Origin of the sequence: Hydrogenophaga pseudoflava NBRC 102511 (assembly GCF_001592285.1) — a bacterium.
Taxonomy (GTDB): Bacteria; Pseudomonadota; Gammaproteobacteria; order Burkholderiales; family Burkholderiaceae_C; genus Hydrogenophaga; species Hydrogenophaga pseudoflava.
Map to the genome: position 1 here is coordinate 91,154 of NZ_BCWQ01000004.1, position 12,771 is coordinate 103,924.

Annotated in this window: 18 protein-coding genes; all 18 read left to right on the plus strand. The window is 65.5% G+C overall.

The genetic code is table 11. From position 1 onward, the window contains the following. Nucleotides 1-10: 10 nt before the first annotated feature. Complete coding sequence (gene mlaD / locus HPS01S_RS06615) at nt 11-490, plus strand: outer membrane lipid asymmetry maintenance protein MlaD (protein ID WP_066152822.1); 480 nt, start codon at nt 11-13, stop codon at nt 488-490. A 31-nt stretch (nt 491-521) separates the two neighbouring features. Next, the gene (locus tag HPS01S_RS06620) at nt 522-1,250 is read left to right on the plus strand and encodes an MlaA family lipoprotein (protein WP_066152825.1); all 729 of its coding nucleotides are present in this window, start codon (nt 522-524) and stop codon (nt 1,248-1,250) included. A gap of 134 nt (nt 1,251-1,384) precedes the next feature. Then, on the plus strand, nt 1,385-2,008 hold the full coding sequence (locus HPS01S_RS06625; RefSeq protein ID WP_066152828.1) for an MlaC/ttg2D family ABC transporter substrate-binding protein: 624 nt from the start codon (nt 1,385-1,387) through the stop codon (nt 2,006-2,008). 6 nt (nt 2,009-2,014) lie between these two features. After that, a complete protein-coding gene (locus HPS01S_RS06630; RefSeq protein ID WP_066152831.1) occupies nt 2,015-2,302 on the plus strand; it encodes an STAS domain-containing protein in 288 nt (95 codons plus the stop codon). A gap of 101 nt (nt 2,303-2,403) precedes the next feature. After that, nucleotides 2,404-3,333: an ABC transporter ATP-binding protein gene (locus tag HPS01S_RS06635; protein ID WP_066152834.1), complete on the plus strand. Its 930-nt coding sequence runs from the start codon at nt 2,404-2,406 to the stop codon at nt 3,331-3,333. After that, a complete protein-coding gene (locus HPS01S_RS06640; RefSeq protein WP_066152837.1) occupies nt 3,330-4,085 on the plus strand; it encodes an ABC transporter permease in 756 nt (251 codons plus the stop codon). Before HPS01S_RS06635 ends, HPS01S_RS06640 begins: the two co-directional genes overlap by 4 nt. A 12-nt stretch (nt 4,086-4,097) precedes the next feature. After that, complete coding sequence (locus tag HPS01S_RS06645; RefSeq protein WP_066152840.1) at nt 4,098-4,337, plus strand: BolA family protein; 240 nt, start codon at nt 4,098-4,100, stop codon at nt 4,335-4,337. A 13-nt stretch (nt 4,338-4,350) separates the two neighbouring features. Beyond that, nucleotides 4,351-5,619: a UDP-N-acetylglucosamine 1-carboxyvinyltransferase gene (gene murA, locus HPS01S_RS06650; RefSeq protein WP_066152843.1), complete on the plus strand. Its 1,269-nt coding sequence runs from the start codon at nt 4,351-4,353 to the stop codon at nt 5,617-5,619. Continuing rightward, nucleotides 5,616-6,269 carry an ATP phosphoribosyltransferase gene (hisG, locus tag HPS01S_RS06655; RefSeq protein WP_066152846.1) on the plus strand — a complete coding sequence of 218 codons (654 nt, stop codon included), beginning with the start codon at nt 5,616-5,618 and terminating at the stop codon, nt 6,267-6,269. Before murA ends, hisG begins: the two co-directional genes overlap by 4 nt. After that, entirely contained in the window at nt 6,266-7,657 is a 1,392-nt protein-coding gene (gene hisD, locus HPS01S_RS06660; protein ID WP_066152848.1) for a histidinol dehydrogenase, read from the plus strand. The genes hisG and hisD overlap by 4 nt, the downstream gene beginning before the upstream one ends. A 5-nt stretch (nt 7,658-7,662) precedes the next feature. After that, entirely contained in the window at nt 7,663-8,754 is a 1,092-nt protein-coding gene (hisC, locus tag HPS01S_RS06665; RefSeq protein ID WP_066152851.1) for a histidinol-phosphate transaminase, read from the plus strand. Continuing rightward, nucleotides 8,751-9,365: an imidazoleglycerol-phosphate dehydratase HisB gene (gene hisB / locus HPS01S_RS06670; protein WP_066152854.1), complete on the plus strand. Its 615-nt coding sequence runs from the start codon at nt 8,751-8,753 to the stop codon at nt 9,363-9,365. Before hisC ends, hisB begins: the two co-directional genes overlap by 4 nt. A gap of 22 nt (nt 9,366-9,387) precedes the next feature. After that, nucleotides 9,388-10,050 carry an imidazole glycerol phosphate synthase subunit HisH gene (hisH, locus tag HPS01S_RS06675; RefSeq protein ID WP_066152857.1) on the plus strand — a complete coding sequence of 221 codons (663 nt, stop codon included), beginning with the start codon at nt 9,388-9,390 and terminating at the stop codon, nt 10,048-10,050. Nucleotides 10,051-10,073: 23 nt separating this feature from the next. Then, complete coding sequence (hisA, locus tag HPS01S_RS06680; protein ID WP_066152860.1) at nt 10,074-10,814, plus strand: 1-(5-phosphoribosyl)-5-[(5-phosphoribosylamino)methylideneamino]imidazole-4-carboxamide isomerase; 741 nt, start codon at nt 10,074-10,076, stop codon at nt 10,812-10,814. A 7-nt stretch (nt 10,815-10,821) separates the two neighbouring features. Then, complete coding sequence (gene hisF / locus HPS01S_RS06685) at nt 10,822-11,601, plus strand: imidazole glycerol phosphate synthase subunit HisF (protein ID WP_066152863.1); 780 nt, start codon at nt 10,822-10,824, stop codon at nt 11,599-11,601. Continuing rightward, the gene (hisI, locus tag HPS01S_RS06690) at nt 11,601-11,990 is read left to right on the plus strand and encodes a phosphoribosyl-AMP cyclohydrolase (RefSeq protein ID WP_066152866.1); all 390 of its coding nucleotides are present in this window, start codon (nt 11,601-11,603) and stop codon (nt 11,988-11,990) included. Before hisF ends, hisI begins: the two co-directional genes overlap by 1 nt. A gap of 5 nt (nt 11,991-11,995) precedes the next feature. Beyond that, on the plus strand, nt 11,996-12,367 hold the full coding sequence (locus HPS01S_RS06695; protein WP_066152870.1) for a phosphoribosyl-ATP diphosphatase: 372 nt from the start codon (nt 11,996-11,998) through the stop codon (nt 12,365-12,367). Nucleotides 12,368-12,378: 11 nt separating this feature from the next. Then, complete coding sequence (locus HPS01S_RS06700; protein ID WP_066152873.1) at nt 12,379-12,768, plus strand: DUF4870 family protein; 390 nt, start codon at nt 12,379-12,381, stop codon at nt 12,766-12,768. The last annotated feature ends 3 nt before the right edge of the window (nt 12,769-12,771 follow it).

Here is a 12,771-nt window from a genome sequence, read left to right on the forward strand (position 1 = left end):
GGGAGAACCTATGAACAAGAAAAGCATTGAAATTTTTGTTGGCCTGTTTGTCGTGCTCGGCGCTCTGTCGCTGCTGTTCCTCGCACTCAAGGCGGCCAACCTGGCCAGCTTCACCAACGGTGGCGACACCTACACGCTGCAGGCGCGCTTCGACAACATCGGCGGGCTGAAGGCGCGCGCGCCGGTGCGCTCGGCGGGCGTCCATGTCGGGCGGGTGACCAGCGTGACCCTGGATCCCCAGACCTACCTCGGGGTGGTGACCATGGAAGTCAACAAGGGGGTGGCTTTTCCCAAGGATTCGTCGGCCAAGATCCTGACTTCGGGGCTGCTGGGTGACCAGTACATCGGCATCGAACCCGGCGGAGACGAGAAGAATCTGCAAGCGGGTGACGTGATCACGCAAACCCAGTCTGCGGTGGTGCTGGAAAACCTGATCGGCCAGTTCCTGTTCAACAAGGCCGCCGATGGCGGTGAACAGAAACCGCAGTGAGTGCGCCATGGTGCGTGCCCAGGAGATTGACATGAGATTCGATGGCCGTCGTCTCTTGCGCTGGCTGGCATCGCTGCTGCTCGTCGGCGTGCTGACGGGTTGTGCCAGCGGTCCGAACGCAAGCCCACGCGACCCGCTGGAACCCCTGAACCGGCAGGTGACAGCGTTCAATGATGCGGTGGATGGGGCGGTGCTCAAACCTGTTGCCACCGTGTACCGCGACGTCACGCCCGACCCGGTCCGCACAGGTGTCAACAACTTCTTTGAGAATCTGCGCGACGTTTGGTCGTTCATCAACGCCTCGCTGCAGCTGCGGCCCCGTGAGGCCGCCGAGAACTTCCTCCGCTTCAACGTCAACACCTTCTTTGGCGTTGCCGGCCTCTTCGATGTGGCCTCTGAAATGGGGATCGAGCGCACCCGCCTGGACTTCGGTCAGACGCTGGGCCGATGGGGCGTCCCCTCGGGGCCGTACCTCGTGCTGCCGATCTTCGGCCCCTCCACCGTGCGCGACGCGGCGGGCTTCAGCATCGAGTCCAGTGGCGACCTGGTGCAAGGCATCTCCGATATCCCGACCCGCAACTCCCTGTATGTGTTGCGAGCGGTGGAAACCAGGGCCAACCTGTTGCGCGCAACGACCTTGCTGGAGGGCGCTGCGCTGGACAAGTACAGCTTCACCCGCGACCTCTATCTGCAGCGCCGGGAAAGCCAGATCGAGGACCTGAAAGACAAGGGCATCGGGCTCAAGGACGGGTCCGACTGACCCACAAACCGATACCTCTGAATTACAGTTCCGACACATTCACCCGGAACCGGTGCCGTACAGTCCCTGTCCCATGCGGACCGAAGATCCGGCACTGCGCCGGGTCACACACCGCTTCTGAAAGGACATCGCACATGCAACGCCGTCATTGGATATTCAGCCTCATCACCGCCGCCGCTGTTTTCGCAAGCCCGCTGGCCATGGCAGAGGTGGAAGCACCGGATGCGCTCGTCAAGCGCATTTCCAGCGATGTGCTCGCCTCCGTGAAAGCCGATCCGGCGATCCAGAAGGGGGACATCAGCCGCATCGTTGCACTGGTGGACGCCAAGATCATGCCGAACGTCAACTTCTCCCGCATGACGTCCATGGCCGTCGGCCGCGCCTGGCGCCAGGCGACGCCCGAGCAGCAGAAACAGCTCCAGGACGAGTTCAAGACCCTGCTGGTCCGGACCTATGCCGGTGCCCTCGGCGAAGTCCGCGACCAGACCCTGAGCTTCAAGCCAATGCGCTCGAAGCCGGAAGACACCGAGGTTGTGGTGCGCAGCGAAGTGCGTGGCAAGGGCGAGCCGATCCAGCTCGATTACCGCCTCGAAAAGGCGGACAGCGGCTGGAAGATCTACGACCTGAACGTGCTGGGCGTCTGGCTGGTGGAAACCTACAAGTCCCAGTTTGCCCAGGAGATCAACACCAAGGGCATCGACGGGCTGATTGCCAACCTGGTCCAGCGCAACAAGAGCGCAGCCGGTAAGACCAGCTGAGGGCAGATGAGCGTGTCTGAAACCGCCGCCATCCCCATGCCGGAACAACTGACCCTGTCCGGTGCCGCCCAGACGCTGGAAAGGCTCCGGGACGCGCTGGTCCGCCAGGCAGGCCCGACCGTGGTGCTGAACGCCGACCCGCTGAAGGTGTTCGACACCTCGGCGGTGGCGGTGTTGCTGGAGCTGCGCAACGCGCTGCTGACCCAGGGCAAGACCTTGCAGGTGGCCCGCATGCCGCAGCGCCTGCAGGCGCTGGTCACACTCTACGGCGTGGCCGAGCTGCTGCCCGCCTGAGCCGCTCGCCAGCGGCATTGCGCGCCGCGACATAAAATCGACGGCTCACCCGCGGTCAGCAGATGTCCTGCCAGCGTCCGGTGACCTGGCCCGCTTCCGCAATGCCCGCAGTTTCCTTTCAGAACGTTTCCAAGACCTACGCTTCGGCCCGTGGCGAGCTGCAGGCGCTCAAAGGCGTGTCCTTTGACATCCAGCCCGGCGAGTTTTTTGGCCTGCTGGGTCCCAATGGCGCCGGCAAGACCACACTGATCAGCGTGCTGGCCGGACTGGTGCGGGCCAGCGGTGGTCGTGTGCTGGTGCAGGGGCACGATGTCCAGTCCGACTACGCGGCCGCGCGGCGGGCGCTCGGTGTGGTGCCCCAGGAGCTGGTGTTCGACCCGTTCTTCAACGTTCGTGAGGCGCTCCGCTTCCAGTCCGGCTACTTCGGCATCCACCACAACGACGACTGGATCGACGAACTGCTGCAAGGGCTGGGGCTGACCGACAAGGCGGGCGCCAACATGCGCCAGCTCTCGGGTGGCATGAAGCGCCGGGTGCTTGTGGCGCAGGCCCTGGTGCACAAACCGCCAGTGATCGTGCTCGACGAGCCCACGGCGGGTGTGGACGTGGAACTGCGCCAGACCCTCTGGCAGTTCATAAGCCAGCTCAACAAGCAGGGCAGCACGGTGCTGCTGACGACCCACTATCTGGAAGAGGCGGAGGCCCTGTGCGGCCGCATCGCCATGCTGCAGCTGGGCCGGGTGGTGGCGCTGGAGAAGACGTCCGATCTGCTGCGCCAGGCCTCGTCCAACGTGCTGCGGTTCAAGACCGACCAGGCGCTGCCGCCGGAGCTGGCGGCGCAGGCGCGCGTCACGGGTCGGGTGGTGCAGCTGCCGGCGCACAACGCGATCGAGGTCGAGCAGTGGCTGGCGCGCGCTCGGGAGGCCGGCGTGGTCGCCGAGGACGTGGAAATCCGCAAGGCCGACCTTGAGGATGTGTTCATCGAGGTGATGGAGCGAGCCTCCGGTCAGGTACAGGAGGCCACCCCATGAACGGCTGGCAGACCCTGTTCTACAAGGAGGTGCTGCGCTTCTGGAAGGTCGGCTTCCAGACCGTGGCGGCGCCGGTCATCACGGCCATCCTGTACATGATGATCTTCGGGCATGTGCTCGAAGGCAGCGCCAAGGTCTACGGCGAGGTGAACTACACCGCCTTCCTGCTGCCCGGCCTGGTGATGATGAGCGTGCTGCAGAACGCGTTTGCCAACAGCAGCTCTTCACTGATCCAGAGCAAGATCATGGGCAACCTGGTGTTCCTGCTGCTCACGCCGCTGTCCCACCGCGCCTGGTTCTTTGCCTACGTCGGCTCCTCGGTGGTTCGTGGCCTCGCGGTGGGCGCGGGTGTGATGGCCGTGACCTGGTGGTATGCCCAGCCCAGTCTGGTGGCGCCGCTGTGGATTCTGGTGTTCGGTTTCATGGGGGCCGCCTTGCTGGGGGCGCTGGGCCTGATCGCTGGGCTGTGGGCCGAGAAATTCGACCAGATGGCTGCGTTCCAGAACTTCATCATCATGCCCATGACCTTTCTCTCGGGCGTGTTCTATTCCATCCATTCCTTGCCCGACTTCTGGCAGACGGTGAGCCATCTCAATCCGTTCTTCTACATGATCGACGGCTTTCGCTACGGCTTCTTCGGGGTGAGCGATGTGTCGCCCTGGATGAGTCTGGGTCTGGTGGGCGGCGCGCTGGTGGCCGTCAGTGCCCTGGCCCTGCACCTGCTGCGCACCGGCTACAAAATCCGTCACTGAGCGATTCCTTCCATGACTGCTGAACAGCTGCAACAACTCATCGCCGCCGGCCTGTCCTGCGAGCACATCGAAGTCACCGGTGATGGCCGCCACTGGGCCGCCGTGATCGTCTCGCCCGAGTTCGAGGGCAAGCGGCCGATCGCGCGCCACCAGCGCGTCTATGCCACATTGGGCGAACGCATCAAGACGGACGAGGTGCACGCCCTGTCCTTGAAGACCTTCACCCCCGCCGAATGGGCGGCCCAGAACTGAGCGCCCCGACACCATGGACAAACTGCGAATCACCGGTGGACGTCCCCTCAACGGCGAGGTCACCATTTCGGGCGCCAAGAACGCGGCGCTGCCCGAGATCTGTGCCTCCTTGCTCACCGCTGATCCGGTGTACCTGAACAATGTGCCGCGTCTGCGCGACGTGGCCACCATGCGCCTGCTGCTCGACAACATGGGTGTGCAGACCGAAACGCATGGCGAGCGCGGTGGCATGAGTTTCGTGGCGCCCGACAGCCTCAACCCGGAAGCGCCTTATGAGCTGGTGAAAACCATGCGCGCCTCGGTGCTGGTGCTGGGCCCACTGCTGGCTCGGTTCGGCCGCGCCAAGGTGTCGCTGCCGGGTGGCTGCGCCATCGGCTCGCGCCCGGTGGATCAGCACATCAAGGGCCTGCAGGCCATGGGTGCCGAGATCGTGGTCGAACACGGATACATGGTGGCCCAGCTGCCGCAGGGTCGCAGCCGCCTCAAGGGCGCACGCATCGCCACCGACATGGTGACCGTCACCGGCACCGAGAACTTCCTGATGGCCGCCGCGCTGGCCGAGGGCGAAACGGTGCTGGAGAACGCGGCGCAGGAACCCGAGATTCCCGATCTGGCCGAAATGCTGATCGCCATGGGCGCGAAGATCGAAGGCCATGGCACCAGCCGCATCCACATCCAGGGCGTGGACCGGTTGCACGGCTGCACCCACCAGGTGGTGGCCGACCGCATCGAGGCTGGCACCTTCCTGTGCGCGGTGGCCGCTACCGGAGGCGATGTGGTGCTGCGCCACGGCCGCGCCGACCACCTCGACGCGGTCATCGACAAGCTGCGCGACGCGGGCGCTGAAATCGAGGCCGGTGACGGCTTCATCCGCGTGCGCGCCTCCGGTCGCCTGAAAGCGCAGAGCTTCCGCACCACCGAGTACCCCGGCTTTCCGACCGACATGCAGGCGCAATTCATGGCGCTCAACTGCATCGCCACCGGCACCAGCAAGGTCACTGAGACCATCTTCGAAAACCGCTTCATGCACGTCAACGAACTGGTCCGTCTGGGCGCCAAGATCCAGACCGACGGCAAGGTGGCCGTGATCGAGGGCATCGACCGCCTGCAGGGCGCCACCGTCATGGCCACCGACCTGCGGGCTTCGGCCAGCCTGGTGATCGCCGGCCTGGTGGCCGAGGGCGAAACCATCGTCGACCGCATCTACCACCTGGACCGGGGCTACGACCAGATGGAAGCCAAGCTGCGTGGCATCGGTGCCGATATCGAAAGAATCAAATGATCACCCTGGCGCTGTCCAAAGGCCGCATCTTCGACGAAACCCTGCCGCTGCTCGCGGCCGCGGGCATCGAGGTGCTGGAAGACCCGGAAACCTCCCGCAAGCTGATCCTGCCGACGAACCAGCCGGACGTGCGGGTGGTGCTGGTGCGCGCGTCCGACGTGCCGACCTATGTGGAATACGGTGGCGCCGACCTCGGCGTGACGGGCAAGGACACCCTGATCGAGCACGGCGGCCAGGGCCTGTACCAGCCGCTGGACCTGCAGATCGCCAAGTGCCGCATGAGCGTGGCGGTTCCGGCCGATTTCGACTACGCCTCGGCCGTGCGCCAGGGCTCGCGCCTGAAGGTCGCGACCAAGTACACCACCATCGCGCGCGAGTTCTTCGCCAGCAAGGGTGTGCACGTGGACCTGATCAAGCTCTACGGCAGCATGGAACTGGCGCCGCTGACCGGCATGGCCGACGCGATCGTCGACCTGGTGTCCACCGGCAAGACGCTCAAGGCCAACAACCTGGTCGAGGTCGAGCAGATCATGGACATCAGTTCGCGCCTGGTGGTCAACCAGGCCGCGCTCAAGCTCAAGCAGGCCGCCATCCGCCCCATCCTTGACGCTTTCTCACAAGCCATTTCCAAACAGTCCGTTCCATCATGAGTCTGTCCGCCCAGCCCGCCCGCCTGAACACCACCGCGTCCGATTTCGAGGCGCAGTTTGCAGCCCGGCTGCACTGGTCGGCGGACACGGACCATGCGATCGAGCAGCGCGTGGCGGACATCCTGGGGGACGTGAAGCAGCGCGGTGATGCCGCGGTGCTGGAATACACGGCGCGCTTCGACGGCCTGCAGGCCGCCTCGATGGCCGAGCTGGAGCTGACGCAGGCCGACTTCAAGGCCGCGTTCGACGGCTTGCCAGCCGCCCAGCGCGAGGCGCTGCAGAGCGCGGCGCGTCGCGTGCGCAGCTACCACGAGGCGCAGAAAAAGGCCTCCGGCGAGAGCTGGACCTACCGCGACGAGGACGGCACGCTGCTGGGCCAGAAGGTCACGCCGCTGGACCGCGTGGGCATCTATGTGCCCGGCGGCAAGGCGGCCTACCCGTCGAGCCTGATCATGAACGCGGTGCCGGCGCACGTGGCCGGCGTGGGCGAAATCATCATGGTGGTGCCAACCCCGGTGCGCGGCAGTGTCGCCACCGGCGGCACGGGCGCGGCCACCGCCGCGCGTGGCGAGCGCAACGAGCTGGTGCTGGCCGCCGCCTATGTAGCCGGCGTCACGCGCGCCTTCACCATTGGCGGCGCCCAGGCGGTGGCCGCGCTGGCCTATGGCACCGCCACCGTGCCCAAGGTCGACAAGATCACCGGCCCCGGCAACGCCTACGTGGCCAGCGCCAAACGCCGCGTGTTCGGCACCGTGGGCATCGACATGATCGCCGGCCCAAGCGAAATCCTGGTGCTCGCCGACGGCAGCACGCCAGCCGAGTGGGTGGCGATGGACCTGTTCAGCCAGGCCGAGCACGACGAACTGGCCCAGAGCATCCTGCTGTGCCCCGACGCCGCCTACCTCGACGCGGTGCAGCGCGAGATCGACCGCCTGTTGCCCACCATGCCGCGCGCGGCCATCATCGCCAAGAGCCTGAACGACCGCGGCGCGCTGATCCTCACGCGCGACATGGAGGAGGCCTGCGCCATCAGCAACCGCATCGCACCCGAGCACCTTGAAGTGAGCAGCAGCGACCCGCACCGCTGGGAGCCGCTGCTCAAGCACGCGGGGGCCATCTTCCTTGGCGCCTACACCAGTGAAAGCCTGGGCGACTACTGCGCCGGCCCCAACCACGTGCTGCCCACCAGCGGCACGGCCCGCTTCTCGTCGCCGCTCGGCGTGTACGACTTCCAGAAGCGCAGCAGCCTGATCGAGGTCAGCCAGGCCGGAGCCCAGCCGCTGGGTGCCATCGCCGCCGAGCTGGCCTACGGCGAAGGCCTGCAAGCCCACGCCCGCGCCGCCGAGCTGCGCCTGTCCACCGTGCCACCGATGCGGGGCACGAAGTGAACGCGATGACCACCCCGAACCCGTTGCAGAACATCCGGCAGGACATCCAGTCCATGCACGCCTATGCCATCCAGGACTCGACCGGCATGGTCAAGCTGGATGCGATGGAAAACCCGTTTGCGCTGCCGCCCGAACTGCAGGCCGCCCTGGGCGAGCGCCTGGGGGCCGTGGCCGTCAACCGCTACCCTGGCGCGCGCATCGAGGACTTGAAGCAGGCGCTGGCGCGCTACGTGAATCTGCCTGAGGGCTGCGCCCTGATGCTGGGCAACGGCTCGGACGAGTTGATCTCGCTGCTGGCCATGGGCTGCGACGTGCCCGGTGCCTCCATCCTCGCGCCGCTGCCGGGCTTCGTGATGTACGCCATGAGCGCCCAGCTGCAGGGTCTGGCCTTCCACGGCGTCCAGCTCACGGCCGATTTCGAGCTCGACGAAGACGCCATGCTGGCCGCGCTGCGCCAGCACCAGCCCACCATCACCTACATCGCCTACCCGAACAACCCCACCGCCAACCTGTGGGACGCGTGCGTGATCCGGCGCCTGATCGCCGAGGCCGGCAGTTTCGGCGGCCTGGTGGTGATGGACGAGGCCTACCAGCCGTTTTCAAGCCGCAGCTGGCTGGACGAGATACGCGCCCACCCGGCGGCCAACGCCAATGTGCTGCTCATGCGCACCCTGTCCAAGTTCGGCCTGGCGGGCGTGCGGCTCGGTTACATGCTCGGCCCGCAGGCGCTGGTGCATGAGATCGACAAGCTGCGCCCACCCTACAACGTGAGCGTGCTCAATGCCGAATGCGCGCTGTTCGCGCTGGAACATGCCGACGTGTTCGCGCAACAGGCGGCCACCATCCGCGCCGAGCGCGAGCGCCTGATCGCCGCGCTGGCGGCCATGCCGGGCGTGCAGCCCTTCCCGAGCCAGGCCAACATGGTGCTGGTGAGGGTCCCCGATGCGCAGAAGGCCTTCGAAGGCCTGAAGGCGCGCGGCGTGCTGGTCAAGAATGTTTCTAAAATGCACTCATTGCTCGGCAACTGCCTGCGCCTGACGGTCGGCACCCCCGACGAGAACACGCAGATGATCGCTGCCCTGCAAGCCAGCCTATGACCACCCCTTCTTTTGCCGCCAGCCCCCGCGTGGCCGACGTCCAGCGCAACACGTCCGAGACGCAGATCCGCGTGCGTATCAACCTAGACGGCTCGGGCAAGGCCCAACTGTCCACCGGCATCGGCTTTTTCGACCACATGCTCGACCAGATCGCCCGCCACGGGCTGATCGACCTGGAGATCGAGGCCAAGGGCGACCTGCACATCGATGGCCACCACACGGTGGAAGACGTGGGCATCACTCTGGGCCAGGCCTTTGCCAAGGCCGTGGGCGACAAGAAAGGCATCCGCCGCTACGGCCACGCCTACGTGCCGCTGGACGAGGCGCTCTCGCGCGTCGTGATCGACTTCTCCGGCCGTCCCGGCCTGCACATGCGTGTGCCCTTCAAGGCCGGCATGGTCGGCGCGTTCGACACCCAACTGGCCTTCGAGTTCTTCCAGGGCTTTGTCAACCATGCCGGTGTGACGCTGCACATCGACAACCTGCACGGCGAAAATGCCCATCACCAGGCCGAGACCGTGTTCAAGGCCTTCGCCCGTGCGCTGCGCATGGCGCTGGAGCGTGACGAACGCCTGGGCGATGTGATCCCCTCGACCAAAGGTTCGCTCTGAGTCTTTCCTCTTCAGGGTCCTGATGAAATCCAAGACAGTCGCCGTGGTGGACTACGGCAGCGGCAACCTGCGTTCCGTCTCGCAGGCGGTGATGCACGCCGCCATCGGTTCGGGGGTGGACGTGATCGTCACCTCCGATGCGCAGGCCGTGTTCGATGCCGACCGTGTGGTGCTGCCCGGGCAGGGTCACATGGCCGATTGCATGAACGAACTCGCCTCTTCGGGTCTGAAAGAGGCCGTGTTGCACGCTGCGGCTCACAAGCCGCTGTTTGGTGTCTGCGTGGGCATGCAGATGCTTCTGGAGCGCAGCGAGGAGGGACCGACCGATGGGCTGGGCCTCATGCCCGGCGAGGTCGTCCGGTTCCAGTTGCAGAACCGGCTGCAGGAAGACGGCAGCCGGTTCAAGGTGCCCCAGATGGGCTGGAACCAGGTGTTCCACCGCCTGGCTGGCCGGCCAGAGCACCCGATGTGGTCCGGCATCGCCGATGGCGCCTATTTCTACTTTGTGCACAGCTACTTCGCGCGTCCTGCCGATCCGGCGCATGTGGTGGGCGAGACCGACTTTGGCGGCCGCTTTGCGTCGGCGATCGCGCGCGATAACATTTTTGCAACCCAGTTTCACCCGGAAAAAAGCGCCGATCAGGGCCTGGCGCTGTACCGGAACTTCCTGTCCTGGAAACCCTGAGTGCCCTCACTTTTTCGACCATCATGCTGCTGATTCCCGCCATTGACATGAAAGACGGCCAGTGTGTTCGCCTCAAGCAGGGGGACATGGACCAGACCACGGTGTTCGGAGAGGACCCGGCAGCCATGGCCCGCAGCTGGGTCGACAAGGGTGCGCGGCGCATCCACCTGGTCGATCTCAACGGCGCCTTCGCGGGCAAGCCCAAGAACGAACAGGCGATCCGCGCGGTGCTCAAGGAGGTCGGCGCCGAGGTGGACGTGCAGCTGGGGGGTGGCATCCGCGACCTGGACACCATCGAACGCTACCTGGACGCCGGTCTGCGCTACGTGATCATCGGCACCGCCGCGGTCAAGAACCCCGGTTTTCTGCAGGACGCCTGCACCGCGTTCGGCGGTCACATCATCGTTGGCCTCGACGCCAAGGACGGCAAGGTCGCCACCGACGGCTGGAGCAAGCTCACCGGCCACGAGGTGGTGGACCTGGGCAAGAAGTTCGAGGACTACGGGGTCGAATCCATCATCTACACCGACATCGGCCGCGACGGCATGCTCAGCGGCATCAACATTGAGGCGACGGTCAAGCTGGCGCAGTCGCTGTCGATTCCGGTGATCGCCTCGGGCGGCCTGTCGAACCTGGAAGACATCCGCAAGCTGTGTGCTGTGGAAGATGAGGGCGTCGAGGGCGTGATCTGCGGTCGTTCGATTTACAGCGGTGACCTGGACTTCGAGGCGGCGCAGGCGCTGGCCGACGAGTTGAACGGATAAGGCCGAGATGCTCGCCAAACGCATCATCCCCTGCCTGGACGTGACCGGTGGTCGCGTGGTCAAGGGCGTCAATTTCGTGGAACTGCGCGACGCTGGTGACCCGGTGGAGATCGCTGCCCGCTACAACGAGCAGGGTGCCGACGAGTTGACGTTCCTGGACATCACCGCCACCAGCGACGGGCGCGACCTGATCCTGCACATCATCGAGGCGGTGGCTTCGCAGGTATTCATCCCGCTCACGGTTGGTGGCGGCGTGCGCACGGTCGAAGACGTGCGCCGACTGCTCAATGCCGGTGCTGACAAAACCAGCTTCAATTCGGCGGCCATCGCCAATCCGCAGGTGATCCGCGACGCGTCCGACAAATACGGCTCGCAGTGCATCGTGGTCGCCATCGACGCCAAGCGCCGCCACGGGGACGACGCTGCTGCGCGCGGCGAGGGCTGGGACGTCTACAGCCACGGCGGCCGCAAGAACACCGGGCTGGATGCGGTGACCTGGGCACGCCAGATGGCCGACTACGGTGCTGGCGAGATCCTGCTGACCAGCATGGACCGCGACGGTACCAAAAGCGGCTTCGACCTGGAGCTCACGCGCGCTGTCGCCGACGCGGTCAGCGTGCCCGTCATCGCGTCCGGCGGCGTGGGCAATCTCGACCACCTGGCCGACGGTGTGCAGCAGGGTGGGGCGGATGCGGTGCTGGCTGCCAGCATCTTCCACTACGGCGAGTACACCGTGGCCCAGGCCAAGCAGCGGATGGCCGAACGCGGCATTCCGGTGAGGTTGTGATGGACTGGCTCGACGCCATCAAGTGGGATGCGCAGGGCTTGGTTCCCGTGATCGCGCAGGAAGCGGCCACCGGCGACGTGCTGATGTTCGCCTGGATGAACCGGGAAGCGCTGCGGAAGACGGCCGAGCTGGGGCGTGCGGTGTATTTCAGCCGTTCGCGCAACAAGCTCTGGTTCAAGGGCGAGGAGTCCGGCCACGTGCAGACGGTGCACGACATCCGGCTGGACTGCGACAACGACGTGGTGCTGCTCAAGGTGACGCAACTGGGCCACGAGCCCGGTATCGCTTGCCATACCGGGCGTCACAGCTGCTTCTTCCAGAGCCACCAGAATGGACAGTGGGTGCCGGTCGATCCGGTGCTCAAGGACCCGGAATCGATTTACAAGTGAGTGCCATGTCCGACACCGATTCGCTCGCGCGCCTGGCCGCGGTCATCGAAAGCCGCAAGCCAGCCAACGGCGGCGATCCCGAGAAGAGCTATGTCGCGCGACTGCTGCACAAGGGGCCGGACGCCTTCCTCAAGAAGATCGGTGAAGAAGCCACCGAGGCGGTGATGGCCGCCAAGGACTGTGACCATGGCGGCGACGTGCAGAAGCTGGTCAACGAGGTGGCCGATCTCTGGTTCCACAGCATGATCGCGCTGGCCCACTACGGCAAGACACCGGCCGACGTGGTGGCCGAGCTGGCGCGCCGCGAGGGGTTGAGTGGTCTGGAAGAAAAAGCCCTGCGCAAGGCGGTGGCGCGCGAGGCGGAACCCAAATCCTGAAAGGAGCCGACATGAGCGACATCATCGACGTCAAGGCGGTGGACAGCGAAAAGGCAGAATCCCTCAAGACAGTCGGCTGGATCAGCTATCTGCTGCACCTGATCGTGGCGGTAGCGGCGGTGTTGCCGGGCGCGCAGGTGGGCGTCGGCATCCTGCTGGTGGCGCTCATCATCGATCTGGTGAAAAAGGGCGACGCCGAAGGCACCTGGCAGGCCAGTCATTTCTCCTGGCGCATCCGCTCCGTGATCTGGGCCGGCATCCTGTATGTCGTCACCTGGCCTCTGTGGCTGCTGTTGTTGCTGCCGGGCATGATCGCCTGGGCCATCATTTCCATCTGGTTCCTCTACCGCATTGTCCGGGGCATGGTGCGCATGAATGCCAGCCAGGCCATGCCTTCCTGAAAC

Coding starts and splice junctions, on each gene's coding strand:
- hisG (WP_066152846.1), top strand. CDS start 5,616: ATGATCACCCTGGCGCTGTCCAAAGGCCGCATCTTCGACGAAACCCTG.
- HPS01S_RS06630 (WP_066152831.1), top strand. CDS start 2,015: ATGAGCGTGTCTGAAACCGCCGCCATCCCCATGCCGGAACAACTGACC.
- hisB (WP_066152854.1), top strand. CDS start 8,751: ATGACCACCCCTTCTTTTGCCGCCAGCCCCCGCGTGGCCGACGTCCAG.
- hisD (WP_066152848.1), top strand. CDS start 6,266: ATGAGTCTGTCCGCCCAGCCCGCCCGCCTGAACACCACCGCGTCCGAT.
- HPS01S_RS06640 (WP_066152837.1), top strand. CDS start 3,330: ATGAACGGCTGGCAGACCCTGTTCTACAAGGAGGTGCTGCGCTTCTGG.
- HPS01S_RS06700 (WP_066152873.1), top strand. CDS start 12,379: ATGAGCGACATCATCGACGTCAAGGCGGTGGACAGCGAAAAGGCAGAA.
- HPS01S_RS06645 (WP_066152840.1), top strand. CDS start 4,098: ATGACTGCTGAACAGCTGCAACAACTCATCGCCGCCGGCCTGTCCTGC.
- murA (WP_066152843.1), top strand. CDS start 4,351: ATGGACAAACTGCGAATCACCGGTGGACGTCCCCTCAACGGCGAGGTC.
- hisC (WP_066152851.1), top strand. CDS start 7,663: ATGACCACCCCGAACCCGTTGCAGAACATCCGGCAGGACATCCAGTCC.
- hisH (WP_066152857.1), top strand. CDS start 9,388: ATGAAATCCAAGACAGTCGCCGTGGTGGACTACGGCAGCGGCAACCTG.
- mlaD (WP_066152822.1), top strand. CDS start 11: ATGAACAAGAAAAGCATTGAAATTTTTGTTGGCCTGTTTGTCGTGCTC.
- hisI (WP_066152866.1), top strand. CDS start 11,601: ATGGACTGGCTCGACGCCATCAAGTGGGATGCGCAGGGCTTGGTTCCC.
- HPS01S_RS06635 (WP_066152834.1), top strand. CDS start 2,404: ATGCCCGCAGTTTCCTTTCAGAACGTTTCCAAGACCTACGCTTCGGCC.
- hisF (WP_066152863.1), top strand. CDS start 10,822: ATGCTCGCCAAACGCATCATCCCCTGCCTGGACGTGACCGGTGGTCGC.
- hisA (WP_066152860.1), top strand. CDS start 10,074: ATGCTGCTGATTCCCGCCATTGACATGAAAGACGGCCAGTGTGTTCGC.
- HPS01S_RS06695 (WP_066152870.1), top strand. CDS start 11,996: ATGTCCGACACCGATTCGCTCGCGCGCCTGGCCGCGGTCATCGAAAGC.
- HPS01S_RS06625 (WP_066152828.1), top strand. CDS start 1,385: ATGCAACGCCGTCATTGGATATTCAGCCTCATCACCGCCGCCGCTGTT.
- HPS01S_RS06620 (WP_066152825.1), top strand. CDS start 522: ATGAGATTCGATGGCCGTCGTCTCTTGCGCTGGCTGGCATCGCTGCTG.